The 25,878-nt window shown below is 40.0% G+C and carries 25 protein-coding genes; 16 read left to right on the forward strand and 9 right to left on the reverse strand.

The window, feature by feature from the left end; all coding sequences use genetic code 11:
* Window positions 1-59: 59 nt before the first annotated feature.
* The 3 genes from PAT01_RS05600 to PAT01_RS05610 all read right to left on the reverse strand — a co-directional run bounded on the left by PAT01_RS05600 (window position 60) and on the right by PAT01_RS05610 (window position 1,992).
* Window positions 60-533 (reverse strand): hypothetical protein, encoded by a 474-nt coding sequence (locus PAT01_RS05600; RefSeq protein WP_104643806.1) that lies wholly within the window; start codon window positions 531-533, stop codon window positions 60-62.
* Between the two features lie 69 nt (window positions 534-602).
* On the reverse strand, window positions 603-989 hold the full coding sequence (locus PAT01_RS05605) for a hypothetical protein (protein WP_138576668.1): 387 nt from the start codon (window positions 987-989) through the stop codon (window positions 603-605).
* Window positions 990-1,092: 103 nt separating this feature from the next.
* Entirely contained in the window at window positions 1,093-1,992 is a 900-nt protein-coding gene (locus tag PAT01_RS05610; protein ID WP_104643804.1) for a LysR family transcriptional regulator, read from the reverse strand.
* Window positions 1,993-2,158: 166 nt separating this feature from the next.
* On the opposite strand from PAT01_RS05610, the gene PAT01_RS05615 reads away from it, so the two are divergent.
* The 6 genes from PAT01_RS05615 to PAT01_RS05640 all read left to right on the forward strand — a co-directional run bounded on the left by PAT01_RS05615 (window position 2,159) and on the right by PAT01_RS05640 (window position 9,462).
* The gene (locus PAT01_RS05615; RefSeq protein WP_104643803.1) at window positions 2,159-2,836 is read left to right on the forward strand and encodes a glutathione S-transferase family protein; all 678 of its coding nucleotides are present in this window, start codon (window positions 2,159-2,161) and stop codon (window positions 2,834-2,836) included.
* Between the two features lie 43 nt (window positions 2,837-2,879).
* The gene (locus PAT01_RS05620; protein ID WP_138576670.1) at window positions 2,880-4,007 is read left to right on the forward strand and encodes a zinc-binding dehydrogenase; all 1,128 of its coding nucleotides are present in this window, start codon (window positions 2,880-2,882) and stop codon (window positions 4,005-4,007) included.
* A gap of 222 nt (window positions 4,008-4,229) precedes the next feature.
* The gene (locus tag PAT01_RS05625; RefSeq protein ID WP_154945120.1) at window positions 4,230-6,788 is read left to right on the forward strand and encodes a CotH kinase family protein; all 2,559 of its coding nucleotides are present in this window, start codon (window positions 4,230-4,232) and stop codon (window positions 6,786-6,788) included.
* A 77-nt stretch (window positions 6,789-6,865) separates the two neighbouring features.
* Window positions 6,866-7,780 (forward strand): polyphosphate polymerase domain-containing protein, encoded by a 915-nt coding sequence (locus tag PAT01_RS05630; RefSeq protein ID WP_138576672.1) that lies wholly within the window; start codon window positions 6,866-6,868, stop codon window positions 7,778-7,780.
* A gap of 1 nt (window position 7,781) precedes the next feature.
* The gene (locus tag PAT01_RS05635) at window positions 7,782-8,369 is read left to right on the forward strand and encodes a DUF4956 domain-containing protein (RefSeq protein ID WP_039037236.1); all 588 of its coding nucleotides are present in this window, start codon (window positions 7,782-7,784) and stop codon (window positions 8,367-8,369) included.
* Window position 8,370: 1 nt separating this feature from the next.
* On the forward strand, window positions 8,371-9,462 hold the full coding sequence (locus PAT01_RS05640; protein WP_138576674.1) for an OprO/OprP family phosphate-selective porin: 1,092 nt from the start codon (window positions 8,371-8,373) through the stop codon (window positions 9,460-9,462).
* Between the two features lie 105 nt (window positions 9,463-9,567).
* Here the strand turns inward: PAT01_RS05640 and PAT01_RS05645 are convergent, their stop codons facing one another.
* On the reverse strand, window positions 9,568-10,053 hold the full coding sequence (locus tag PAT01_RS05645) for a hypothetical protein (protein ID WP_138576676.1): 486 nt from the start codon (window positions 10,051-10,053) through the stop codon (window positions 9,568-9,570).
* Between the two features lie 200 nt (window positions 10,054-10,253).
* Here PAT01_RS05645 and PAT01_RS05650 point away from each other — a divergent pair, with 200 nt between their 5' ends.
* On the forward strand, window positions 10,254-10,925 hold the full coding sequence (locus PAT01_RS05650; protein ID WP_138576678.1) for an alpha/beta fold hydrolase: 672 nt from the start codon (window positions 10,254-10,256) through the stop codon (window positions 10,923-10,925).
* Window positions 10,925-11,215 (forward strand): hypothetical protein, encoded by a 291-nt coding sequence (locus PAT01_RS05655; protein WP_138576680.1) that lies wholly within the window; start codon window positions 10,925-10,927, stop codon window positions 11,213-11,215. Before PAT01_RS05650 ends, PAT01_RS05655 begins: the two co-directional genes overlap by 1 nt.
* Before the next feature lie 528 nt (window positions 11,216-11,743).
* On the opposite strand, the gene PAT01_RS05660 is transcribed toward PAT01_RS05655, so the two are convergent.
* Together PAT01_RS05660 and PAT01_RS05665 are read right to left on the reverse strand one after the other, a co-directional pair.
* Entirely contained in the window at window positions 11,744-12,016 is a 273-nt protein-coding gene (locus tag PAT01_RS05660) for a hypothetical protein (RefSeq protein ID WP_138576682.1), read from the reverse strand.
* A gap of 196 nt (window positions 12,017-12,212) precedes the next feature.
* Complete coding sequence (locus PAT01_RS05665; RefSeq protein ID WP_138576684.1) at window positions 12,213-13,040, reverse strand: metal-binding protein; 828 nt, start codon at window positions 13,038-13,040, stop codon at window positions 12,213-12,215.
* Window positions 13,041-13,276: 236 nt separating this feature from the next.
* On the opposite strand from PAT01_RS05665, the gene PAT01_RS05670 reads away from it, so the two are divergent.
* Complete coding sequence (locus tag PAT01_RS05670) at window positions 13,277-13,762, forward strand: hypothetical protein (protein WP_029772835.1); 486 nt, start codon at window positions 13,277-13,279, stop codon at window positions 13,760-13,762.
* Window positions 13,763-13,789: 27 nt separating this feature from the next.
* On the opposite strand, the gene PAT01_RS05675 is transcribed toward PAT01_RS05670, so the two are convergent.
* Window positions 13,790-14,995: an anhydro-N-acetylmuramic acid kinase gene (locus tag PAT01_RS05675; protein ID WP_154945121.1), complete on the reverse strand. Its 1,206-nt coding sequence runs from the start codon at window positions 14,993-14,995 to the stop codon at window positions 13,790-13,792.
* Between the two features lie 147 nt (window positions 14,996-15,142).
* Here PAT01_RS05675 and PAT01_RS05680 point away from each other — a divergent pair, with 147 nt between their 5' ends.
* The 3 genes from PAT01_RS05680 to PAT01_RS05690 all read left to right on the forward strand — a co-directional run bounded on the left by PAT01_RS05680 (window position 15,143) and on the right by PAT01_RS05690 (window position 17,503).
* Window positions 15,143-15,631 (forward strand): GNAT family N-acetyltransferase, encoded by a 489-nt coding sequence (locus PAT01_RS05680; RefSeq protein WP_154945123.1) that lies wholly within the window; start codon window positions 15,143-15,145, stop codon window positions 15,629-15,631.
* Between the two features lie 177 nt (window positions 15,632-15,808).
* Complete coding sequence (locus PAT01_RS05685; protein WP_154945125.1) at window positions 15,809-16,837, forward strand: NADP-dependent oxidoreductase; 1,029 nt, start codon at window positions 15,809-15,811, stop codon at window positions 16,835-16,837.
* A gap of 48 nt (window positions 16,838-16,885) precedes the next feature.
* Window positions 16,886-17,503, forward strand: a complete 618-nt coding sequence (locus tag PAT01_RS05690) for a glutathione S-transferase family protein (RefSeq protein WP_154945127.1) — start codon at window positions 16,886-16,888, stop codon at window positions 17,501-17,503.
* A 67-nt stretch (window positions 17,504-17,570) separates the two neighbouring features.
* Here PAT01_RS05690 and PAT01_RS05695 read toward each other — a convergent pair whose 3' ends face one another.
* Both PAT01_RS05695 and PAT01_RS05700 read right to left on the reverse strand, forming a co-directional pair.
* Window positions 17,571-17,879, reverse strand: coding sequence for a YkgJ family cysteine cluster protein (locus PAT01_RS05695; protein WP_171036109.1), 309 nt, complete (start codon window positions 17,877-17,879; stop codon window positions 17,571-17,573).
* A gap of 45 nt (window positions 17,880-17,924) precedes the next feature.
* Complete coding sequence (locus PAT01_RS05700) at window positions 17,925-19,853, reverse strand: RecQ family ATP-dependent DNA helicase (RefSeq protein ID WP_154945129.1); 1,929 nt, start codon at window positions 19,851-19,853, stop codon at window positions 17,925-17,927.
* Between the two features lie 503 nt (window positions 19,854-20,356).
* Here PAT01_RS05700 and PAT01_RS05705 point away from each other — a divergent pair.
* From PAT01_RS05705 to PAT01_RS05715, 4 genes are all read left to right on the forward strand, one after another.
* Complete coding sequence (locus PAT01_RS05705; RefSeq protein WP_004586960.1) at window positions 20,357-21,661, forward strand: NAD(P)/FAD-dependent oxidoreductase; 1,305 nt, start codon at window positions 20,357-20,359, stop codon at window positions 21,659-21,661.
* Window positions 21,662-21,796: 135 nt separating this feature from the next.
* Window positions 21,797-22,594, forward strand: a complete 798-nt coding sequence (locus PAT01_RS20215) for a hypothetical protein (protein WP_318299740.1) — start codon at window positions 21,797-21,799, stop codon at window positions 22,592-22,594.
* A 12-nt stretch (window positions 22,595-22,606) separates the two neighbouring features.
* Window positions 22,607-23,887, forward strand: coding sequence for a hypothetical protein (locus PAT01_RS20220; RefSeq protein ID WP_318299741.1), 1,281 nt, complete (start codon window positions 22,607-22,609; stop codon window positions 23,885-23,887).
* Window positions 23,888-23,998: 111 nt separating this feature from the next.
* Window positions 23,999-25,498 (forward strand): phospholipase effector Tle1 domain-containing protein, encoded by a 1,500-nt coding sequence (locus PAT01_RS05715; protein WP_154945131.1) that lies wholly within the window; start codon window positions 23,999-24,001, stop codon window positions 25,496-25,498.
* Window positions 25,499-25,878 lie beyond the last annotated feature (380 nt).

The raw sequence follows: 25,878 nt of genomic DNA on the forward strand, positions 1-25,878 counted from the left end.
CTCGGTAGTCCTTACTCGAAAGATATTTTTGTGGGGTTATAGGGTATTCTTTTTATTTATTAGCAAACTGCAGACAACTTAATCGACGAACCATCACCATAATCATCATGAACCATAACTAATACTGGAATAGGATAATCCCAGCCTCCAGCCTTCCACCAGCTCTCAGCCAGCCATTGTTTTGTTAGATTAGCAATTAAGTAACCCGCGTTGAACTCTTCATTGATATAATATTTCTCATCAAAATGAGGTATAGCATAATCACCCGAAAGTAACTCCACTGATTTACCAGAAAATATTGAAGCATCAGTGCTATTTATCTTTTTTTGTTTTCCTTCGTAATATATCCAAGCTGAAGGAGTCTCCATACAATCATCACCTAGAAATATTTGAATCTCAGCACCTAAAACAGATTCGGGAATTGAAACTGTAAACAAATTCTTGAGCTCGCGAATAAAACAAGGTGATATTTTTTCTAATGAAACTAAAAATTTAGCTTTAAACTGCTCTGAACTTAAACCAAATGGCACCATACGTACTTCTCCCAATAACTAAACATTAAGCCAGCTGATACCGCTTAACATACTGATTAAACTTGTCTTTTATAATTTTATTTCAATGTTTTTTTGTAGATCAGGGGTTGACTCTAAGAATAACTTCCACGCGCCAAGAGCTCCTTTAAGCTGCTGCGTAGGTATATTTTGAAAATAGCTATCGTCTAGTAAAGAATATACTCGTGCATTGTGTAGCGTGAATTCAGTTCCCCATCTTTCGCGGTTCCAGTCAAGAAAGCTACATTCACTTGCTAAAACAGAGTTTATTCTCTTTATTCCTTCATCAATCCAAAAAATAGTTTCACTGTAACGTAACCCACCATCATCTAATAAAAGACTTAACAATACACTCTTACCATTACTGTTTACATTTTCACAAGAGCATATTGGTACAATGCGACCAAACTGAATTCGCCAAGAAAAATTTATTTTCATAGCCCACCCTAAATACATTTGAAATTAAACTATTTAGGAATTTTTAACTCCACTTCTATGATATTAAAAGCAATTACTGGAGAACAAAAAATACAAAATTTATCTAGCTTTTTATTCTTTGTACTAAAAAGTCGACCGCCGCTTTCACCTTTGGTACTAAATAGCGCTGTTTTTGATATAACAAATAAACCGCCATAGTCGCATTTTGGCTTATCGCTAATTCATGCTCAAACTTAAGCTCTTGCAACTGGCCAGACTCAAGGTATGAGTCGAGCGCCCACCGAGTAGACATTAAAATACCCTCACCATTACATGCTTTTTTAGCCAGCCACGATCCGTTATTTGAAATAGCGACCGCAGGCCCAGAAACGTCGTGCCATTGATCATCCACTTTACATAACCAAGGCGTTGGCCCCGCTGGCGTTTTAAAATAAAGGCCACTGTGATCCTTTAATTCCATAACATTATTAGGCACGCCGTATTTTTGTAAATAGCAGGGTGACGCGACAGGAATAAAGCCATTATCCATTAGTTTTATTGCTAGCACGCGTTCATTTGGCGCATAACCACCACGAATGGCTATATCAACGTCGTCACGCCCAAGTGTAGACAGCTCATCACTTAAGCTAACATCTAATATAATTTCGGGGTATAGCGCGCTAAATTCATCAAGCAGAGGCAGTAATATTTTATCACCAAAACTCACCATTGAGCTTATACATAATCGCCCCATTGGTGTTGTTTGATAACTGCGCACTGTTTCGTGGCTTTGCTCTAGCTGATTTATTATTTGCTGAACATCGTTATAGTAAATTTGCCCAACTTCGGTCAATTTAACTATACGGGTCGAACGCTTTAAAAGCGTCGCCCCTAGGCTTTTTTCTAAATCAGCAACCCGCCGTGACAACGACGAGGGCGGCACATCAAATGCTTTTGCGGCTTTGGTAAAACTGCCTGTTTCAACCACCTTAATAAAATACCGTATTGCTTTTAGTTGATCCAAGTTGCCTCTCCATTAAATAAAATGCTTTATTGTCTTAAAGACAAAAGTGATTCGCATTTTCCCTTATATATAAGCAAATTAAAACAAGTAATAATAACCTTAACTTATCTACACGCTTTAATTTATTTAACGCCAATAGTTAAAGCTTAAAACCAAAGGCTACATTATGATTACTTTGCACGGCTTCGCAGCTAGTAACTATTACAACTTGGTTAAGCATGTACTTTTACACAAAGAGCTGCCATTTAATGAGCACCTTATATACAACAACGACGAGCAGTTTTTAGCTATAAACCCTATGGGAAAAGTACCGGCTATAACCACCGCTGATAGGCTAAATATTGCAGAGTCGAGCGTTATTTGCGACTACCTTGAAGAAACCTACCCAAGCAACACGCTATACCCTGAAGATTCAGCCGAGCGTGCTTTTGTTCGCCAAATTATGAAAATAAGTGAGCTTTACTTTGAATTGCCAAGCAGACGCTTAATCCCGTATGTATTTACAGGCTCCCCTGCACCTGAACACGTAAAAGACGACATTCGCAAGCTATTAACGCGCGGTGTAAACGCTCTTTGTGAATTAACGCATTTTTCGCCGTGGATAGCTGGCGAACAATTTAGCATGGCAGATATTTACGTTTACTACGTAAATACAGTGGTTAACGCATTCACGCCAAAAGAGCTTAATTGGGATGTACTGGCCGAAATCCCAGGTTTGAAAGAGTGGCAAGCAAAGATGAGTCAATCGACTATTGCTCAGCAAATAGAGGCAGATCGCCAAGCAAATATGCCTGAGTTTATGCAAAAGGTAACAGCACAAATACTGGCAGCTCAAAGCAAGTAATTAAGCTATACGCTACCCATTCTCAATTTATAGGAACACTCTTATGACAGATAAAAATATCCAACTAACTTCAACTATCAGCGAAGACAATAAACTTACACTTGCCTTAAAAAACATCGAGATGCCAAAGCCAAATGCCGATGAAGTAGTTATTCGTATTGAAGCTGCACCATTAAATCCATCAGACTTAGGCGTTTTATTCAGCGCAGCTGATTTGTCTACTGCAAAACAATCGGGTACTGCTGAAGACCCAGTAATTACTGCTGATGTTCCAGCTCAATTTATGCCATCACTTAAAACACGTGTTGGTAAAGCAACACAAGTAGGTAATGAAGGTGCAGGCACCGTAGTGGCTGCAGGCTCATCGCCAGCCGCACAAGCATTAATGGGCAAAACAGTGGCTGTTATTGGTGGCGGTACGTACCGTCAATTTATATGTGCCAATGTACAAAGTTGCCTAGAGTTAAAAGAAGGGACTACCGCTAAAGAAGGTGCATCATCTTTTGTTAACCCACTTACCGCACTCGCCATGGTAGAAACCATGCGCGCTGAAGGCCATAAAGCCATTATTCACGCCGCAGCGGCTTCTAACCTTGGCCAAATGCTAAACCGTATTTGTATTGCCGATGGCGTTGATTTAATTAACATTGTACGCAAACCACAACAAGAAAAGTTACTGCGCGATATGGGTGCTAAATACGTTGTAAACTCAAGCAGCGACACTTTTCTTGCTGACCTAACAGCTGCAATAATTGAAACCGGTGCAACTATCGCATTTGACCCTATTGGTGGCGGCCAACTAACAAGTGACATACTGAACTGTATGGAAGCGGCAGCTGCGCGCGATATGAAAGAGCACAGCCTATATGGCTCAGACACGTTTAAACAAGCATATATTTATGGTGCGTTAGATCGCGGGCCTATTACACTTAATCGTAACTTTGGCTTTGCTTGGGCTGTAAACGGGTTCTTGTTATTTAATGCTTTAGGTAAATTAGGCACAGATACAGTAATGAAAATGCGCAAACGCGTTGCTAATGAAATCACCACTACATTTGCGAGCAACTACACGCACGAAGTGTCATTAGCTGAGGTATTACATTTACAATCAATCGCGGCTTACTCTAAACAAGCTACCGGCGAGAAGTACTTAATTAAACCTCAAGCTTAATTAAATATTCTTCGTTAAAATTAAAAAGCAGATGCTAATTAAGTATCTGCTTTTTTTACGTTTAAATACACGCCCCCTATTATTGTGAGCCTTGCAGTTAACGCGTCCTTAAAGCTCGTCACAAAACCATCATAAAAATGTAATTTACTGAATTTTTACACATTGTTTGCACCTTTTATTCTTATAGTTTATCCACTTTAATAAAATAATAAGCGTGCATACATGAATATAAAACCTTTTATATTTTATTCAGTTATTGCCTCTACTACATTATTGTATGGCTGTGGCGGTACTGAGCAAACAACCGATAGCAGCACAGAGCAAAGTACTGACTCATCATCAACAATCACGTCAACTGGTTTAGTTATTAACGAAATTGTCGCAAGCCCAAGCGATACCACCTACGATTGGATTGAGCTATACGCCACTGAAGATATAGCCGACTTATCGGTATTTTCACTTGTTGATGATAACGCCGACAGAGAGCCTCAAGCTCTGCCCGCAGTATCGCTTTCCCAAGGTGAGTTTATTGTTATTCAAGCCATTGATGAAACCGATACACCGCCCGATAACGGTTATTACGTCACCTTTAAACTAGGGAGCGACGATGCGGTTACGTTATACGAGGACGGCACTGCTATCTCTGTACTTGATTGGGAAGAAGGCGAAGCCGCTGAAGGTTTTAGTTACGGCTTATACACCGATGGCACCGGCACCGCGCAAACACTAACGCCCACAGAAGGCGCAGCTAACCAAACAGCAGATACCTCAACACTTGTTACAACGCTAATTGCTGAAGATGCCCCACTGCGTATAAACGAAGTATTAGCAAAAGACAGCAGCGGCGGCGAGGACTGGATAGAGCTTTATGTAACAAGCAGTAGCGATGTTTATTTAGCAGACTACACCCTAAGTGATGACAATAACGAACAGTTTGCTCTACCTGATATTACGTTATCGCCGGGTGAGTTTTACCGTATTTACGCAAGCACCGATGATTTAGGCGATCTGCCAAGCGTTGCGTTTAAATTAGGCTCAAGCGATACCGTAAGCCTTTACAGTAACAATGTAATTATAGAGCAGTTATCGTGGAATAAAGGCCAAGCGCTGAGTGGTTACAGCTATGGTCGCTACCCTGATGGCAGCGATGCAACTGCGGTACTCACTCCAACAGAGCTTAGCTCAAACAGCCAAGCAACCCACGGGCCACTCGTTATTAACGAAATAGTGGCAAGCGCCGCAGACGATGGCAACGACTGGTTTGAGCTATACAACAACAGCGCAAATACAATTAACTTAGCCAACTACCAAGTTATTGATGAAAGCGACGACATAGACCCCGTTACCCTGCCCGACATAGATTTATACGCGGGTGAATACATAACTATTTATGCCACCGACGAAGACCCAGGCACTTACTACGTCCCGTTTAAACTAGGCAAAGAAGACGAGCTAAGCTTAATACTCAACGATGAAGTAATTGACTACATTGACTGGGATGAAAGTGATGTAGCCACAGGCTTTAGTTACGGCCTAAGTAGCAATACAGGCTTTACTCATGCGTTTTTAACACCTACCCCAAGTAGTGAAAATACAGTTGCAACCGCCTTTACACCCACAGCGGTTAATACGCTTTCTATTACAATTACTGACGAAAACTGGCAAGACATTCTAGATAACCCACTTGATGAGGAATATCACGAAACCGCTATTACCTTTAATGGTGTAACACTTGATAGCGTTGCTATTCGCACTAAAGGCGGCTCAAGCTTAAGCAGTGTTGCCAACTCTAGCAGCGACCGTTACAGCTTTAAGGTTGATATTAACGAATATGTGTCGGGGCAAAAGTTTTTTGGACTAAAAAAATTCACACTACAAAACTCGTTTAACGACCCGTCGTACATGCGTGAAGTAATCGCCTACGAGCTAATGGATGAAATGGGCGTACCAACGCCTGAGCATGCTTACGTTAACTTTTATGTAAACGGCGAACTATTTGGTTTGTATTTAATGGTAGAAGCCGTAGATGGCGAATTTGTTGAAAAACACTTTACCAACAGTAATGGCGATTTATACAAGCCAGATGGCACAGGCAGCGATTTATTATGGCTAGGTGACGACATACAAAGCTACACCGATATAAACCTGCAAACCAACGAAGACACCACAGATAACGGCGCCTTTATTAACTTTGTAGAATCGCTCGATAAAGGCGAAACCAGCGCCATAGAAGTAGACACACTTTTACGTTATATGTCGGTTAGTACTTCACTGTCCAATTTAGATAGCTACCACGGCCCGCTTGCACATAACTATTATATTTACGATGACGATGGCGTATTTAGCATTTTGCCGTGGGATTTTAACGAGTCATTCGGCACATTTAACATGGATTGTAATAACGTAGATGTAAGAGAGCTCTACATTGATGAGCCAGTAAGCGGCGCATTAAGCGAGCGCCCGTTAATTGCTAATGTCTTTGCCGAGCAAAGCAACCTAGACACGTACCACAGTTACTTAACACAGCTTATTAATGGCTCACTTTCAAGTGACACATTTAACGCACGCGTAAATGAAATAGCCGATTTAATTCGTGAGCACGTACAAAACGACCCAACTAGCTTTTATGGCTCAACCTACTTTGAGCAAAACCTTACCTCTACAACGGGGCAGTTTTACGGCTTAACGTCTTTTATGCAGTACCGCGTAGCAAATATGGTCGCGCAGCTTGATGGCACATTGCCCTCAGCGGGTGATGGCAGCGGATTTTGCGCTAGATAAACAGCCCATCCTTTGTGCAGTGCCAGCACGCTGGCACTGCACTCTGTAACTTTGCAATTTAATAATCTGAGAAAATTATGACAATTCAAGCACGTTTTAAGGATGAACTTTTTGAAAAGGATACTTCAATCTTACCAGTAGCAATTACTGCAATAAACTCTAAAAATAAGCAGGCTCAACCTGAAAAGCCAAATGCTGATGGCTCATTATCAACATTAATTAACGAGTTACTCACCCCATTTGAAGGCTACGGGTTAAACGATCTTAATAACGCTAATTTAATGAACCGTGTAGACAGTAAGTTTATGCTACCACTGTCGTTTTTACCTGAGCTACTTACTCATATACAAGGCCAGTACCGTGTACTTGATATACAAGGTAAGCGTTTATTTTCTTACTATAATCAGTACTTTGATACGCCCGAACTTGATTTATATAAAGCCCACCATAACGGTAAGCTTAATCGCTACAAAGTGCGCCAAAGGCGCTACGTAGATACAGCCACCGAATACCTAGAAGTAAAACTAAAAAACAACCAAAGCCGTACGGTTAAAACACGCATCAAGCTCGAAAAAAACAACGAGCAAGCCCATTGTACTGCGTTTATGAAAGAGCAAATGAAAAACAGCTTTGCACATCTAAACGTAACCCAGCAAAGCGGCTATAACCGCATAGCACTAGCCAACGAAGAAAAAGCCGAGCGCTTAACGCTTGATTTTAACCTGTGGTACAACACCCCAAAAGGCGATAACAAAATAACACTACCGGGCTTTTTTATTGCCGAACTTAAGCAACGTAAAAAAACAAAACACTCGCCATTTTATAAGCTTATGAGCAAACACCACATATTCCCTGCCTCGTTTAGTAAATACTGCATTGGCTGTGCTTTGCTTTACCCCGAGCGCTTAAAAGTAAACCGCTTTAAACCTGTTTTAGCCCGCTTAAAACACCTTAACCGCACTAACCCACTATTACCTTTAGAGAATAATTAAAATGACCAAATTAGATCTTATTTTTCTTTCCCGCTTTTTAGTTAACATCCTATCGCTGGCTGTACTTTGCTATGGCTGTTACTTTCGCATAAGTAAAAATGCAGTGGTGGCAGGCTCGTTTATTTTATTTGGCGTAGGCGTTTTTATTATTACCTTTTTGCTGCACGGCGTTGATATGTCGATGGAATTTGCATTTGGCCTATTTGCCGTATTTACCATGCTAAGGTACCGCACTGAGTCTATTTCGATTAAAGAAATGACTTACTTATTTCTCGTTACTGCCATTGCTTTACTGACCTCTGTAGGGCAAATGAGCTTAATTGAGCTAAGCATTCTTAACGGCATAATTTGCTTAATTGCCTTTTTGATTGACTCTAGCGTATTTGTAAAACGCTACGAAGTACAAAGCGTTTGCTACGAGCGCATAGAAAACATAACCCCGCAAAACCAAGCCACACTCATCCATGATTTAAAACAGCGCACAGGGCTAAACGTAGTTGCTGTAGATATAGAACACATCGACTTTTTAAGAGACGTAGCGCAACTAAAAGTAAGTTACTTAGCCGAAAAACAAACAAAGGCAGCCTAACATGACCTCTAAACAAACGATTACTTATGCGGCACTTTCAGCACTTTGCTTTGTAAGTAACGCAAGCTTTGCCAAAATTAACGACGATATAGACCTAAGCGGCTATATCATGCTCGACTACAACAAGTTTGATACCTCATTATTAGAGGGGCAATTCGAAAGCAACGACTCAGAAAGTACCTCAGAAATACGCCGCGCACGCCTAAGTTTTAAATCAGACATCAGCAAAGACTGGAAAAGTAAATTTCAACTTGGCTTTGCCGATGGCGAAACCGAAATAAAAGACGCCTACTTAGAATACTCTGGCTGGAAATATGCCGATTTAACCATAGGCCAACAAAAAGAAGGCTTTGGCCTAGAAAAACTAACCAGCTCTCGTAATTTATTAATGCTCGAACGAAGCATGATAAGCGAAGCGTTTTCGCCAGGCCGTAGCTTAGGTATTAGCCTATCGGGAGACATAGCCTCAGTAAATTGGCAACTAGGTTATTACGAGCCCGATGAAGACGAAGCAACGTCTGCTATTACAGGGCGCGTAGCTTGGGTGCCATGGCAGCAAAACACCAACCTTTTACACCTAGGCGTCGCATTTAGTGAGAGGCAGTACGACGGTAACGAATTTAGAGTGAATGAACCTCTTGAAGTTTATACCGCCGACTCATTAATAGAAGGCGATAAAATTAATGCCGATAGCCTCTCGCAACAAGGCGTAGAGCTACTATGGCTTAAAGATAGATTTACCATGATGGCCGAGTGGCAACAAGCACAAGTAACCAGTATTGAAAATACAACCAATGATTACGAAGGCGGCTATTTGCAATTTGGTTATCAGCTATCGGGCGGATACCGTAAGTATAAAAACGCAAAACTAGGCGCAAGCTCAGAGCCAGGCTGGGAAATTACAGGCCGCTACAGCCTACTTAAGCTCAAGCAAGAAAACCAAGACGCAAAAACCTACGCCCTTGGTGTTAACTACACCGTAAACAAAAGCATAAAGTTTATGGCCGACTATATTAAAGCCGACTACTTTGAAGCAGGCGGTACTATCACATCGGGCAATGCTATCTCATTAAGGCTGCAGTATTCGTTTTAATACGTTTGGTGTTTAGTAGGTTAGCCCAAACCTGTGTTAAACGCTACGTTTAACACAGGGCTTTGTAGTTACTTAGTAAAGAGTATTTAAGTTAGTTTATAAATACTAATTACCAGCGCCTGCAAATTGTATTGGGTAATCCATATTGCCGCTGCGGTTAATACTGTTACACAGCTTTTTATTAAAACTGGCCAGTGATGGGTCGATGGTGTGCTCATTAACTACAATACCATCACTTCGCCTTTTAACCTCAATAGATCCGATTGTTTTAATCGCTGATAAATCATCGCCTACGTTTTTAAATATAAAATACTCTATGTGTTCAGCAATAGATTCCGCGTTTTCGATATCTCCCTTAACGGCAGGCACTTGGTAGTTAACACCATTACACGTTAAATCATAAACCCTTACTAATTCTAGCTCGTCAGCTCCTTGCATATCAGCAATAACTTTAATAGTTGGCTGCGTTGTTGTTTCAAGCAAGTATTGTGTTTCATTCATTTCACTTAAAGAAAATGTATCAACGCTTTTAGCTATAGAACAGCCCGATAATAAAGTAAAAACTAAAAACACGGTTCTATTAAAAAACATCTTTAAACACCTTATTTCTAACTAATTCAGCTAATATTTTATGACGACTGTCGTAACTATTTTTTTAATAAATCAAATAAAAGATCTGTTTTACAAATAATTGAACCAAAATAGGAACTTTGCTATTTTGTATTAAACCAACCTGAACTAAAGATCTACTTTTTACTCAGCCTCTTTTAATTTATACACGGAAGTAAGTAATGAACAAAGCAGAAATTACACAAAGTAATACGACACAAAAATTTGGGCCTCTTAAAGGAATATGTTGTACCCAGCCTGGTGATAAAATTAAAGGCACATACTTTTTCCCTGGAGCAGGAATGGATGGTCGTTACATACAGCCATTAGTTCAATCTCTCTATGAAGCTGGTATAAAAAGCGCGATGTATGTAGATCGTGATAAATGGTCCGGAGGAACAGCATTCGATGCTGGAATTGGCTCAGTATTAGGCCGAGACTATGATCCAAGGTTTCCAATGCTCTTAAGGCACTCAACTTCAAATGCTTCGCAATTTAACTTAATAGGCTACTCTTATGGCTCTATTATTGCGTCTCAATTGGCAGCAAAATACGCTATAAAAGGTACTGTTATTGATAATTTGGTTTTAATTGGGAGTCCTATCAGTATGGAGTTTTTACAGCGATTAAGAAACATAGTCCAAATAAAAAAATTAATTATAATTGATCTAAACGAATATGGAGATCCAATTTTTGCAGGTATGAGCGTTTTTGAACTTTTTTCTAATCTACCTACACTGGCAGGGCAAATGCCAAATTCTGAAGGTCACTTTTATTACGCAGAACCCACAAATATAGGTGATAAACGTCGAAATACATTAGCTAACGAGCTTTATGCTTTAGGTTTACGCTAATGAGTAGAAATCTAATAGCAAATACCCTTCTTTTAGCCGCTATTTTATTAATAGCGACTACAGAAATGTATTTAGTCATTACATTCAAAAGCTTTATTTTAGCCGGTAAAGGAATGGGGATTTACGGAGTGTTCTTATATTTCATTATGCTTATCATCAGCTCTGTTTTATGGTTTTTCTCGTACCGTGTCAGCAAAAATAAACTTCAAGCATTAATATTTTGGCTTTCAGCATTAATGCTTAGTCCTGTCATTATATTTCAGTCTGTATGGTGGTCTGCCCCACTTTAATAAATAAGAAATAAGCTAGACACTCTCTATGAGAACATTTGCAATATTAGGTTTTAAGTAATAAATGCTTTATCTACCACAGCGGATAAATTACAAACCTCGCTATATTCTTTCTCATTTGAGCTTGAAACAGGACTTTATATAAGGCGAGGCTTTGATAAGTGAATTTCCAATAGGAAGTTGGAATATTTCCCATTCAATGCTGGAATTGAGCTTATTTCTCAATTAACGCAGTAAGGGGTCACCCGTACGTTGCTAGCCTCTCAAGTACAGTAAAGGTTTAAGGATATAGTTAATTTGATAGGCTTACTCTGGCAAACTTAGCTGGTGCGACATCAGCAGACACTGGTAAGCCTTGATGTATGAAGTAAAAATTTGTCCCCTTCAACCCTATTACTTTATATACTCAAGCATTGTTAGCTTAACAATCACATTAGCATTGTTATCTGTTGTCTCTATTGTAATTTCTCTATTTTCACCATCCGAAAAACTTGAGCCCACCAGTTTATAACCATTACTATTTAAATATTATTTAAGGTCACTTTTGATTTGAGCTGAGTCTTTTATACTATGGAATATAAAAGAAATTACCATTGGCTTATTACCGTCACTAGAACTATAAATGTAGCGTTCCCCAATAGAATCTGCAGATGACAAGTTTTTAAATAAATTAGGCGCGAGCAAATAATAATCAAGCGAAGATTTAGAAAAATCTCTTCTTTCCGATAAAGATATTATCACATAGTAAGCACCTAGCAATACAATTAACAATACACTGAAAAATATTGATTTCTTTATCACTTATTTTACCTCCCTAAACAATACACCCCAAGTACAGTAAAGGTTTAAGGATATAGTTAATTTGATCGTTGTCTCTTACAAACATTCGCTAATGCTTCATTGAACGGGCGAATAGAAGTTTAATGTATGAAGTCAAGATTTGAACGCTTTAACCCACATCCGCTGTCAATATTAGCTGATAAAGATTTACTGAGGATTACTGCCCAATAGGGTAACTGACTATTGTTTGATAGTCAGCTAAAGCCATCATCTGGTTTCCCTTTAATCCATGAAATGGGAACTCAGCAAACTCGTATCCCCTTGAGTTTAAATCTAAGCATATTTTGCTATCAGTTAACATTAATTTCCGTGCATGAGCTGGATATATACCTTCATTTTTCTTTGTGACCATAAATGCTATTGGAAAAAAGCTTAATAAACTGACAGTGGAAATATTTCCATTGTTATAAAATCCAACACATTTGGCGCTTAAATGTTTATTGTAAGGGTAATACCAATAATATATGTCGTGAGTCTCATCAATAGCGTTATCTTCACCAAGAACAAAGTTTTTTAGTGGCTGAAAATAAGGCGAATCCTGTGGTCTATCTTTACATTCTTTAACCGAAGTTGCTGCTAGAACATGACCGATCATTGCCCTTGAAAATTTTTTAGCATCAATGTTTGTATTGATAAGTGTGTATGGACTGCCACTATGAAAGAAATAATCTTTTATTTGCAAAGTTAGAGATTTACAGACTCTAGCAACTTCATCATCGTTACCACCGAGATGTATATTATTACAGTTATGACAAATAGTCTTGAACTTACTACCGTTTGGTGAAGGTACGCCTTTAACTCTTGACGCTTCAACCTCCATTAATTCTGTGATGTGACGCTGCTCCACCTTTGTTATTGTTATCGCACCTTTTGGAGGTACGTGGTCCTGAGAAAGTCGGCCGTAAACACCGCAAATTAAGCAAAATCCAGCCTGGATTTTAGTATTCTCAAATCGTTTTGATATGCCCTTGCTATATTTTCCCATATATAACGTCCTTGCGTATTGAGTTGATAGTTTCTTGAGTTGGTTTTAACAAACTATGTAGAAGATCGCTAATACTAAGTTTTTAATTACCTCCTTAAAAGTTAAAGATACTAAGAACATTTTTAATCTAAAAACAGCGATTATCCGATTAAGTGCAATTTGTCATAAAACTGCAATCAAAATAGGTGATAATTTAAACTCGAACTGTATTTTTTATAATCTAGAAGTTGAAGTAAATGAGCACACCAATGACGCAACTCACATTTGCGTTACAATCGTTTGAAGATCCTCTCTCTGCGGCTATGGGCCACACAATGGAATACGAGCAGTTAACCTTGCAAGCCAGTGCTATGCATGAAATAACGCTGCAATGCGTATTGCCTGACGACGCCCACGATAACGATATTATTTCGCTGAGCGCAACGTATCCCAGTGCCCGTGATGCGCAATACTTTACTGAAAAAGTACTCACTAACGCCGACTTAGAGCGTGGTTATGTGTATTTAACATTAAGTAAAATTACCCAAAGCCACTGCTTAGTAATGCAATTGATGCTGCATGGCTTAAATGCCACTTTAAAAAATAGTTTACAGTTTGATATGCAAGTAAATGCGTTTGAGGCTGGTTATAAAAATCAGCAAGCCCTTAAAAGCCAAACTAAGCCACACGGCGTTAAAAAATACTTTCGGAATATGAGCTCAAGTTTATTTTCGTTTTTTTAATGTGTTGGTATACAAATTTATAAAAACTTAATCAGCAAAACTCACTTTACCCATAGTGACCCCAGCAATACCCTGCGCAGTATTATTTAGGTGCTGTTGCTCACCTGCTAGGCATTCGTTGGCTAAAATGGCAAATAGTACGGCTTCTTTGGCATCGGGGTTTATGCCCAAATCATCGGTATTTTTAAATGCTTTAATGGTCGGGCACAGCGCATTAAGGTGCGCCATTAATAATGAGTTATGAATACCGCCACCACTTGCGTACACCACACACTCTTTAGCACTTTGCCCGCATTCATTTAACGCATTTGCAATTACCCTTGCGCTAAACATATTTAAAGTTGCCATAACATCTTCATGGCTTAAGTGCTGTGTATTTGTTTGCAGCTGAGCAGCATATAAATAGCCTAAATTAAATACTTCAGGCCCCGTTGTTTTAGGCAGCGCAAGCTCAAAAAAAGTGTTGCTACACATTGCATTTAATAAGGCTGTATTTACCTTGCCCGCTTTTGCTATTTTTGCGCCATCATCAAAGTGCATGCCTTTAAAATGCTGCTGTACGTACGCATCCATAATGGTGTTACCTGGGCCTATGTCGCTACTAAATACGCTATTTGCATCACCGCTTTTAGGTAAAAACGTTAAATTAGCAATACCACCCATGTTTAATAAAATGCGGTTCTCATTGGGGTTTGCAAAAAATAAGTAATCGCCATATACCGCAAGCGGTGCACCTTCCCCTCCTCCGGCTATGTGTTTTTGCCTAAAGTCGCCAATCGTTGTAATACCGGTAGTAACGGCTATTTGGTCGCTATCGCCAATTTGTAATGTGCCATTAGTAAAGCTTTTATGATTATGCTGCGACTGTGGGCAGTGGTAAATTGTTTGCCCGTGACTGGCTATTACATCAATACTTGCTGGATTTACCTGCCAAGTATGTAAGCACTGATTAACCATATCGCCATGGAGTTTACCAACCCATGGATGCAGTAAGGTAACAAGTTCTAAATCACACTCTCGTTTGGCAAATACCTGCTTTATTTTGCTTTTATACTCGTTGTTATAGTCAACGGTGGTAAAGTTCAGCACTTCAATTTGCGTATTAATACCTGCGCCCGTTACCTTACACAGTGCTACATCGAGCCCATCTAAGGAGGTACCACTCATTAAACCTATAATTAAACGGCTTGGTTTTTGGGCACTATTATAAAGGGCTGCTATGTGTGGGTGCATAAAGGTATCTTAAACAGGTATCATATTTTGCTTATATTAGAGTACTTTAAAACAAAGTTATAGGCGTAAACGGTTAATCTTTGTGATTGTGCAATCTCTAATTGCTTGCTAAGTTGACCCGTATACAACAGACACTTTATTAAAACAATGATCACCCTAAGAGACTTTAAACCAAAAGACGCGCCACACATTATTAATACCTTAAATGATGTACAGGTTACGCGCTTTTTATCCTCTAAAATTCCATTCCCGTATACTCAAGCCGACGCCGACTGGTGGATAAACCAAGGCTCTAAAAGTGGAATAGTTAAGGCCATTGTTGTAGATGAGCAATTTGCGGGGTGTATTGGCATCACCCCCGGAGAATTTGAATATAGCCGCAGTGGCGAAATAGGCTATTGGCTTAATAGCCACTTTTGGGGGCAAGGAGTAATGACTCATGCTATTTCGCAAATTTGCGATGACGCATTTAAAAGCTCAAACCTAAATAGAATTTTTGGCGCTGTATTTGCTGGCAATACAGGCTCTGTAAAGGCACTCACTAAATGCGGCTTTAAAGCTGAAGCCGTTCTCAAACAGGCCATTTATAAAAATGGTGTGTTTTACGATAGCCATATTTTTAGCAAGCTAAAATAAACCGTTTAGAATAAATACTCTGCAAAGCTTGAATTACCAGCCTCGCGCCCAAAGCTCGTGTATTAAGGTACAAATTTTTATTTTCGTATAACTTAGCGCGCATTATTGTTTAGGCTCAACTTGGTTTTAAACGCGTAAACATTCGCTAAGTAAATTCACTCTTAAGAGGAGATTTTTATGTCTGCAACTAGTCGTCAACTTACTTTAGCATCACGCCCGCACGGTGCCCCTACCGATGAAAACTTTGAACTTAAAACAGTAGATTTACCAGCGCTTAAAGATGGCGAGGTGCTGCTGCGCACTATTTACCTATCACTTGACCCATACATGCGTGGCCGCATGAGCGATGCAAAGTCGTATGCCGATCCGGTAAATGTGGGCGATGTAATGGTAGGCGCTACCGTATGCCAAGTAGAAGAGTCTAAAAACGATAAATTCAGCGAAGGCGAATGGGTACTTGCTTACACCGGTTGGCAAGATTACGCCATTACTAACGGCGAAGGCCTTATGCAATTAGGTAAAGAGCCAGAAAACCCATCGTACGCACTCGGTATTATGGGTATGCCAGGCTTTACAGCCTACATGGGCTTACTTGATATTGGCGCACCTAAAGAAGGCGAAACCGTTGTGGTAGCCGCAGCAACAGGGCCGGTTGGCGCAACGGTTGGCCAAATAGCTAAAATTAAAGGCTGTAAAGTGGTAGGCGTTGCTGGTGGCAGCGAAAAATGTACACATGCCGTTGAAAATCTGGGCTTTGATGCCTGTATTGATCACAAAGCCGATGACTTTGCAGAGCAGCTAGAAAAAGCCTGTGATAACGGCATAGATGTTTATTACGAAAATGTGGGCGGTAAAGTGTTTGATGCCGTATTACCTCTACTTAATACCGCAGCCCGTGTTCCTCTGTGTGGTTTAGTGTCGCAATATAATTCTACCAGCCTTCCAGATGGGCCTGATCGTATGGGAATGCTAATGGGGCAGTTGCTTACTAAACGTATTAAAATGCAAGGCTTTATAATATTTGACGACTACGGCCACCGCTACGACGAATTTGCACAAGACATGCAAAAATGGCTACAAGATGGCAAAGTACAATACCGCGAACACATGGTAGAAGGTATTGAAAACACCATTAGCGCATTTAACGATATGCTAAATGGTAAAAACTTTGGTAAAACCGTTGTTAAAATTAACGAGCCACTTTAAATTTTACAAAGCGTTACTGCACATGCAGTAACGCCAACAAGGACTGACATGATTAAACTACACCATTTAAATAAATCGCGCTCAAAACGTATTATTTGGCTTTTAGAAGAGCTTGATGTTGATTACGAAATTGTTGCCTACCAGCGCAACACAGAGACCTTTTTAGCGCCTGACGAACTTAAAAAAGTACACCAATTAGGTAAGTCACCAGTAATTGAAGACGATGGCCTAATTGTTACCGAATCTGGCGCGATCACCGATTATTTAATTACTAAATACGGTAACGGTAAATTTGCACCAAAAGCTGGCACTGCCGAATATGTTGAGTATCAACAATGGCTTCACTTTGCCGAAAGCTCTGCTATTTTACCGCTGTTGCTTAAAATGTTTGTTTTAAAAGATGGCGCTAAAACAGAGTTTTTAGAAAATTACGCCGATGCAGAAACCGTAAAAGTAATTAGCTACTTTAACGACCGACTCCAAGGTAAGCGTTATTTAGTCGGCGACACGTTAACCGGTGCCGATATTATGATGTCGTTTATTGTAGAAATAGTTAAAAGCTCAGGCCAACTTGCCCACTTTAAACACCTTGTAAAGTACGATGAGCAATTACAAAGCCACGAGAAGTTTCATACAGCTAATGAGCTAGAAGCTAAATACGATTAATTAAAGTACAAAACACAGATAAACCAAAGGGGCTTTTTGAGCCCCTTTTTTAGTGCATATGTTTTTATTAAATACCCGCTATTTCGCGCTCAGTAATACACTCATTTGAGGCCATTTCAAACTCGCGGCACGTAAGTGGGCGATTTTCGTAAATGGTACACATTAGGGTATTGCGGTCGAGTGCTTGGCACCAGCCGTCGTCTGCGCGTTTCATTACTTCGCTGCCCCATTTGTCGTAATCAATATACTGAAAAGGCACGCCCGTGTCGGTCACTATGCGCACTTCTAATTGGCAGCAACATGCCTGGCAATTAGCGCAGGTTATGGGCTCAGGTGTAGAGGAAATAGTTTTACTTGGAATAACAGTATTAGGCATAGTGACTTACTTTTTTGAATAAGCCACTAGGATACAGTAACTAATTTAACGCGCTAGTAGTTTTGCTTTTATATCGCTGTAACGCATCTGCTCACAAAGCGCAAAACCACTCAGTTGGCGCACTTTATTACGTGCAAATAATGGCACGCTCATGCCCGCTAAAAAGCGGCACTGAGTTTCAATACCTACACTGTGAATACCTTTTGTTGCCATGTGCGCTAAAAACTCATCCACTTTTTGATAAACAACGTCATCGGCAATGTGAGCAGGCTCTATTGAATACTCAAGTTTTACAGCATTACCACGGCATACACTGCAATGCCCGCATTGCGCTGGCGCATTTTGATCGTCAAAATAGCGCGCCAAGTTATAGCTTAAGCAACTTTGTAGCTCAAAAAAGCGTACCAATGCAGCTATACGTTTAATCTCAGCTTGTTCTTTTTCGATAAAATAACTGTGTAATTGTTTTGCAAGTTCAGGGTTATTTATAACCTCACTATGCACTTTGTAAACTTGGGTAATACGTTTGGTTTCAAGGGTTATTAGGTTTTTTTCGGCTAGGTAGTCAAGCGCGGCCACAACCCGTTTCCGATCAACTTGGGCGGCTTGGGTAAGGGTGTCGAAATTAAGCGTGCCCCATATTTTTTTAAAATCGGTGTGGCTAAATATTTGCGTTAAAAAGGCTTGGCGCTGCTCGTCAAACTGGCTAAGTAGCTCGTTTTTATCAACCAAAAACTTGTATTTAAAATCGGCGTAATAGGCGTACTGCGGCGTTATTGCACCTTGCATTTCTAGTTGTACCAGCAAGGTTTTAAGCGCTAATTGGCGAATGTTACTTTCGCTTGAAAGACTGTATTCTTGCATTTCCCATTGCTGCGGCTGCGATTTAATATCGTTAATTACGTATTCAATGCCGCTCAGCTCAGGGGTGTCGCCATACACAAAGTTTTCTACTGTGTTTAGGCCATCTAAATTAGCCAAGGTGTAACAGTTTGATGGGTTGCCATCGCGCCCTGCGCGGCCAATTTCTTGGCTGTAGTTTTCAATTGATTTTGGTAAATCGTAATGAATAACAAAGCGAATATCTGATTTATCAACACCCATACCAAAGGCTATTGTTGCCACAACAACGTTAATTTTACCCGCCATAAAATCATCTTGAATTTGCCACCTTAGTGTATCTTCAAGCCCTGCATGATACGCAACCGCTTGAATACCTTGCGCACTTAGCGTATTAGCCACTTGCTCGGCACTTTGCTGAAGCGTTACATAAACAATACCTGGGCCATTTTGCGCACGCACTATGTTTGTAAGCTCAGTGTTTTTATCAGCCGTTTTTACACTTAGCACACTTAAATCGAGGTTAGCGCGGTAAAAGCCGGTTTGTACAATGCACTCTGGGGCAATATTAAAACGCTCGCTCATGTCGCGTTTTACTTTTTTAGTGGCTGTGGCGGTGAGTAATAGTACCAGTGGAATATTTAGCTCTTCGCGGTATCGCGGTAATTTAAGGTAGTCGGGTCTAAAGTTATGGCCCCATTCAGATATACAGTGCGCTTCGTCTACCACCAGCATAGACAGCGCAACTTGGCTTATAAACTCTCTAAAACGCTCGTTTTTAAAACGCTCAACCGACACCATTAATACTTTAATTTTACCATTTCGCACATCGTTCATTACGGTGCTGCTTTGCATTTGGCCTTGGCTCGAATCAAGGCTTGCCGCGTAAATACCTTTGCTATTTAAAAAGCTAATTTGATCTTTCATCAATGCAAGTAAGGGCGACACCACCAAGGTTAAGTTTGGTAAATGCATAGCTGTTAGCTGATAACACAACGACTTACCCGACCCCGTAGGAAATATAGCCAGTGACGACTGCCCATTTAAAAGCTGCTCAATGGTTTGCTGTTGCCCTGCTCTAAATTGGCTAAAACCAAAATGCTGCTCAAGTGATTTAATTAATGGCGTGGTCATAAATATCCTTTTTGGCTAGGGAATAGGCTTTAACAGCAAAAGTGCAACGTAAATGAAATATTTGCATATAGCCCAAAGCATCTCAATATAAGAGTGTCTGTTGGCGTTAAAAGCAATTTAGATAAAGCATAGATTGCAAGTATTAGCGGCTTTATTGCAATAATCCACAAAGCACTAAAACCTACTTCAAATCAATAGATTAAAAGATTTAAAAGCATTTAGTGACAGCGTTATGCCCTATTAAAAGCAAGCTGCCTTTTATGTAAAGTAACGCCTTTATATTAGGGCCCTGTAAAGCGCTAAATTTTTCATATTGAGGCAATTTAGACCTTAGTATACAACAAATAAGCTTATCAATTGCTGACATATGTTTTATTTAGGCGCAAAATACGCAGCAGATGCTCAATGGTGCTAACAGCCAAGCTAATTTTGTATACCCAAGTGATTTTTTATAAGCGTTATAAGCAGATTATTTGGGTATATTATTTTTTAAGGGCATTGCTATGAATATAACTAAACCTAAAATCGTCGTTATTGGCGGTGGCGCAGGCGGACTAGAGCTGGCAACACAATTAGGGCATAAATTAGGGAAGAAAAAACAAGCCGAAATTCTTTTAATCGATAAAAACCGCACCCACATATGGAAGCCGTTACTACACGAAGTAGCGACAGGCTCTATTGACCCCGATTTAGATGGCGTTGTGTATTCAGCCCACGCTGCAAAACATCATTATAATTTTCAGCTTGGTACATTTTGCGATATAGACCAAAGCAATAAAACCATTACCCTTGCACCGCATCTAGATGAGCTAGGCCACACTATTTTGCCACAGCGCAGCGTACGCTATGACCACCTTGTTATTGCCATTGGCAGCGTAAGCAACGACTTTAATACCCCTGGCATAAAAGATCATTGCTACTTTTTAGACTCAAACCAGCAAGCTGAGCGTTTTCAGCATTCACTACTCGACAGCTTTACTCGCCTTCACCAAGACGATAACCAACAGCAATCATTAAATATTGCCATTGTGGGCGGCGGCGCAACCGGTGTTGAGCTCTCGGCAGAGCTTTACCATGTATCTGAATTATTAAAGCTTTACGGCCTTACAAATATGTCGTCTAAGCGTTTACATATTCATTTAATAGAAGCGGGGCCCCGTATTTTGCCCGCCCTACCCGAGCGCATAGCCGATAGCGCAAAGCGCGAGTTATTAAAACTCGGCGTAAACGTACGAGAGCAAACACTGGTAAAAGAAGCCACCGAACAAGGGTTTATAACAAAAGACGAAGAACACATAGACGCCGATATAATGGTATGGGCTGCAGGTGTAAAAGCGCCAGATTTTATTAAAGATTTAGGTATTTTTGAGCTTACCCGCAGTAACCAAATTCAAGTAAACGAGTTTTTACAAAGCACAGTAGATGAGAGCATTTTTGTTATTGGTGATTGCTGCGCCTTTACCCAAGAAGACGGAAAGCTCGTTCCACCACGTGCGCAATCGGCGCATCAAATGGCGCTATGTGTAGAAAAAAACCTCATTGCCACGTTAAAACAACAGCCATTGTGCGGCTTTAAATATAGCGACCATGGCTCTCTCGTTAACTTATCGCGCTACAGTACGGTAGGAAATTTAATGGGCAACCTAACTAGCAATACCTTTTTTATAGAAGGTAAAATTGCTCGCTTTATGTATATATCACTGTATCGCATGCACCAGCGCGCCATACACGGCAGCGCAAAAACCTTTGCATTATGGATAAGCGAAAAAGTACTGCGCGTAGTGCGCCCTAAAATGAAACTGCACTAGAACATAAACAGCAGCTAAATAGTCAAAAAGCTTTAATAGGTAATGTAAATTATCTTTTAAAGCTTTTTTGCTTTATGCGTATCTAAAATAGTACCATGCAGTTAGATGTAATTGTAATTCAAGGGATTGACGCTAATGAAAAAAGTACTTTTTGGGATTGTAATAATCACTGCTTTAGCTGTTTATTTTTTTCAAACTCAACCGCACTCTGTAGCTGTAGAGCAAGCAGAACAAGTTAAACCAACCACCTCTCAGACCAGCGTAGTTAATAAAAAGCAGCCAAATGAGGACTCACCGCTACAGGTAGTTAATAAACTAAAAAAACAGATTAGCCTGTGTAGAGATCAGTCACAACAACAAAGCAATAAAGTACAAACATTGAATCAATCGCTTGTTTCATTTTTTGTAAGTGAACTTAAAAAAGGGACATCGGTATCCACGCTTTTAAAGTATACAGATTTATCAAAAATCAATCAGCGTACATACATTGCCCTTTTAAAAGATGCCATAGTTACTGAGCAAAAACAGCAGCTTAACATTACTAGCTCTTTAAACGAGTTAGCTAATTGGCAAGGTATTGAGGCAATTAAGGGCTTCACCAATGATAAAGTAAAAGAAATGATACAACAGCTTGGAGATAATAAGCATAACCCTCCAGGACTTACTCTGAGTGTACCCCTTGATGAAAATGTACAAAAAGAAACGCTTTACGCTTTATTAAGCAACACCGATACATTTACCACTTACTCTAAAACGTTTATTAAACTTGAAGGCAGTGAGGTTATTTCTCCGGCGACATTGTTTGTGCTTAATGCAAATAAATTTACGCCAAAAGAGTTTGAGCAGGCAATTTCATCTAACCAATTTACAGTGAATGAAGTGGCTACCGCTATGAAAAACGATATTCCAAATGAGTATATTATTGCGCTTTAACAGCAAGTTCCCGTGCTAGATGCCCTGCCGTTATACGAAAAAAACACTGTTTTATATAACTTAGCCGATATTGCGGTCAGTAAATTTAATTTACCTCTTGTAAAAGCACTGCAAACAAAAGGGATTACGCCAACCAACGAGCCAGGCCTATTTACAGGTTTAGACGTGGCTATTGTAAACCTGCCTAAAAGCGGTAACTTAACCCTAGCCCCATTAGATACTAAGCACACCCAGCTTTTAGATTATCTTAAAAAGCGTGATTACAAAGCGCATAGCGGCAATGCGAATGAAGACCTAAATAGCAAAGGGGTATTTTTTGTAAATGACTTTATTTACCAGCAAGGGGCCTATATTAATAAGCAGGACAACCCAGCGCAATACGCTTACTTTAGCCCTATTGGTAAAATTAACAATAACGCGTTACCCCAAATAACTGAGCCTGATAATTCTGATGTTGCCCTTTTTTTAGTAGATTTAAAGCAGCAAAAAGCGCAGCTAAACAATAAAAGGCAAAACTGTGAGCTGTTACAACAACAGTTAAAAGATACAGAGCAGCTGCACACAGTAATGCAAGCTTATGACAAAGTTCAACAGGTTAAAAATAAGCACGGATCTAACTTTGTACGTGTTTTGCACGATATAGACCCTGTTTTAGTCAATTATTGGTGGAGTAATCTGAGTAACCAGCTTTCAAACGATAGAAGCCAAAGCACATTTAACGAATATTTATCTAAGAAAGAATATCAAAAAGCTTATGAATACAGCCTCAGTACGGTATTAACTCAAGCCGAAACCGATACGCTTTTTTCTTTATTACTCTTAAACCCTGATGATTTAATCACTACTTGGCAAAACCGCATAAACCCTAAGCCACCGCGTGAGTTAACACGATTAAGCCGCTTTTCGCTAAATCATTGGCAAGCACTCGCACAGACGGGTTTTGATTTTTCGATTACCGATATACATGGGCGCGACGTTTATACACAAGCTGCATCGTCTTCTTCTGAGGCAGTACAGTTTTTAATTGATAATAAAATACCGGCTGATCCCAGTAAGCTTGGCGTAGATATACTCGACTTAGCACTAGAGCAAAGTTATACAAAAGGTGAGTTAAGCCCAATGATTCCTTTAGCTTTGCAGCTTGTGGAAAAATTTGAGCCAAACCACTTAGCCCGCGTAGCACGATTAAAAATGTTTTACCCTGCGATTTATCAGCAGTTAATTCAGCTAAACCCAGCGCTTAAGCCTGCCCAGGGCACAGAGCTAAATCATTATATGTTTGATAATCACTAAATAACCCGCTAAGCACGCTAACGCCACTTAGCGTGCTATTTGAAAAATTAATGTCTTTAATATTTAACATTCCCTGTGTAGAGTATTTAAAACAATTAAAGGATTAGGGCTATGACGGGTAAAACGCTAATTTTTAATTTTGATGGTACTGGGGGCGAGCCTCGCGATGCAGAGCAATTTAGCTCAGACCATTTTAAAGAAGACAGTAGTATTTCTAATATTCTTAAGCTGCATTTATTACTAGGCGGCAAACTCGATGACTCCCCCACCACTCCATTTACAAACCAACTTAGTTTTTATTATCAAGGTATTGGCACTAAAGGTAGCCGCTTAAAACGTATTTTAAACCAAACTTTAGCGCCACGTGGTGACGATGTTGCCAGTATTTTAAATCAAGCCATGAGTGATTTTAAAGCAAATTACCAACTAGGCGATACCCTTTTACTTACCGGTTTTAGCCGAGGCGGCGCACTCGCTAGGCGTTTCGCAAAAATCCTAGAGCCTTTAATTAACGATAATGTTTACGTATGTGTATTTGATACCGTGGCCTCAATAGGTTTATCAAAAGTCAGTAAAGCAACGCGCGGTGCCGAGCATGTAATATTTGAAAACCACACCATTGCTAATAATATTTCGCAGGCACTGCACTGCGTAGCACTTGATGAAAAACGCCGTGCGTTTGAACCCACCCTAATGAACCATCAAAATAATATTACCGAGCTTTGGTTTGCAGGGGCACATTCAGATATTGGCGGCGGTTATTACCGCGATGGCCTAGCTGATATTTGCCTGCGCTATGCGCTTGAATGGTTAATTGAGCAACCACTTAATATTAGCTTATTAACCAGCCACGATATTGACTACGAAACCTTATTGCCTGGCAGTAAATTAGTTGACCAAGACGATGTAACCGTAACGCCCGATCCTCTGGCTTTAAGTCATCAGCAAAATTACTTTTGGTTTAATCCCTTTTTTAAATTGGTGGATAGGGAGTGCTATGTACTTATTGATAACGAAGCCAGCAACCTAGAACCACATATACATCAAAGCGTAGCTACACGAATTAATAAACTAACTAGCTATCGCCCAGAATCGCTTAAAAACCTGCATTACAAAATTAGGTATAACGATAACAGCACATTAAGCTTTACTGGTTTAAGCCAACACATTGCCCTTGAAAACCAAAACATGAGCGTATTACAAGTTTCGCAAAGCCAAGATGTAATGGTGTTTGCCAGCGAGGCACATAACAATACAGGGCTTATGTTAGTTGAAGGCGCAACTTATAAGTTTGAACCCTATCCCAATCAATTTTGGTATGACGACGGTATAAAATGCACCTCAAGCGGCTGGCACCGCGATAATGTGCAATTAGGGGTTAAAGAAATCCCCATGGCATTGCTTGAACCATTTAGACGACTTCCAAGAGCGCAGTGGTTCTCTTTGGTTGGCGCAATTAACAATAACGACGAATATTTATTTGAAATAGCCAATGGTGCTACAGTAACCATTACTAAATCAGGTGAATTTAGCCCCTTTGCCAATGACTTAAGCCGATTTTACGGCGCCAATGCAGGGAAAATAAAAGTAAAAGTAACCCGCATAAGTTAAATGGGCTGTAGACGTGCAGTTTGCTGGCGTTTAAAAACAATGCTTTAACCGAGGTATAAAGTGATTGTTTCACCACCGAGAAGCGAAGGAGAATACCTAGAGAAGTGACTAAACGTTACGGGTGTTTTCTCTGTGTAGCGCGAAGCGCCTCGGTGTACTCGGTGGTGATATACAGATAACTTATACTAATTTACTTTGGCTGCTCGTTTACTTCTCTCTCTTCTCTTTGTGCATATTGTATTAAAGATCAATAAATCACAAAGAGGTTTAGAGACGCTTCGCTTTTAGAGAAGTAACGAGCATCTTGCGCGAGCAAGCTTCGCGCCTACAGCTTTCACTTCTCATTTTCTCCTCATTTTTTCTCTTTGTGCAATACAACA

Origin of the sequence: Pseudoalteromonas atlantica (assembly GCA_007988745.1) — a bacterium.
Lineage (GTDB): Bacteria > Pseudomonadota > Gammaproteobacteria > Enterobacterales > Alteromonadaceae > Pseudoalteromonas > Pseudoalteromonas atlantica.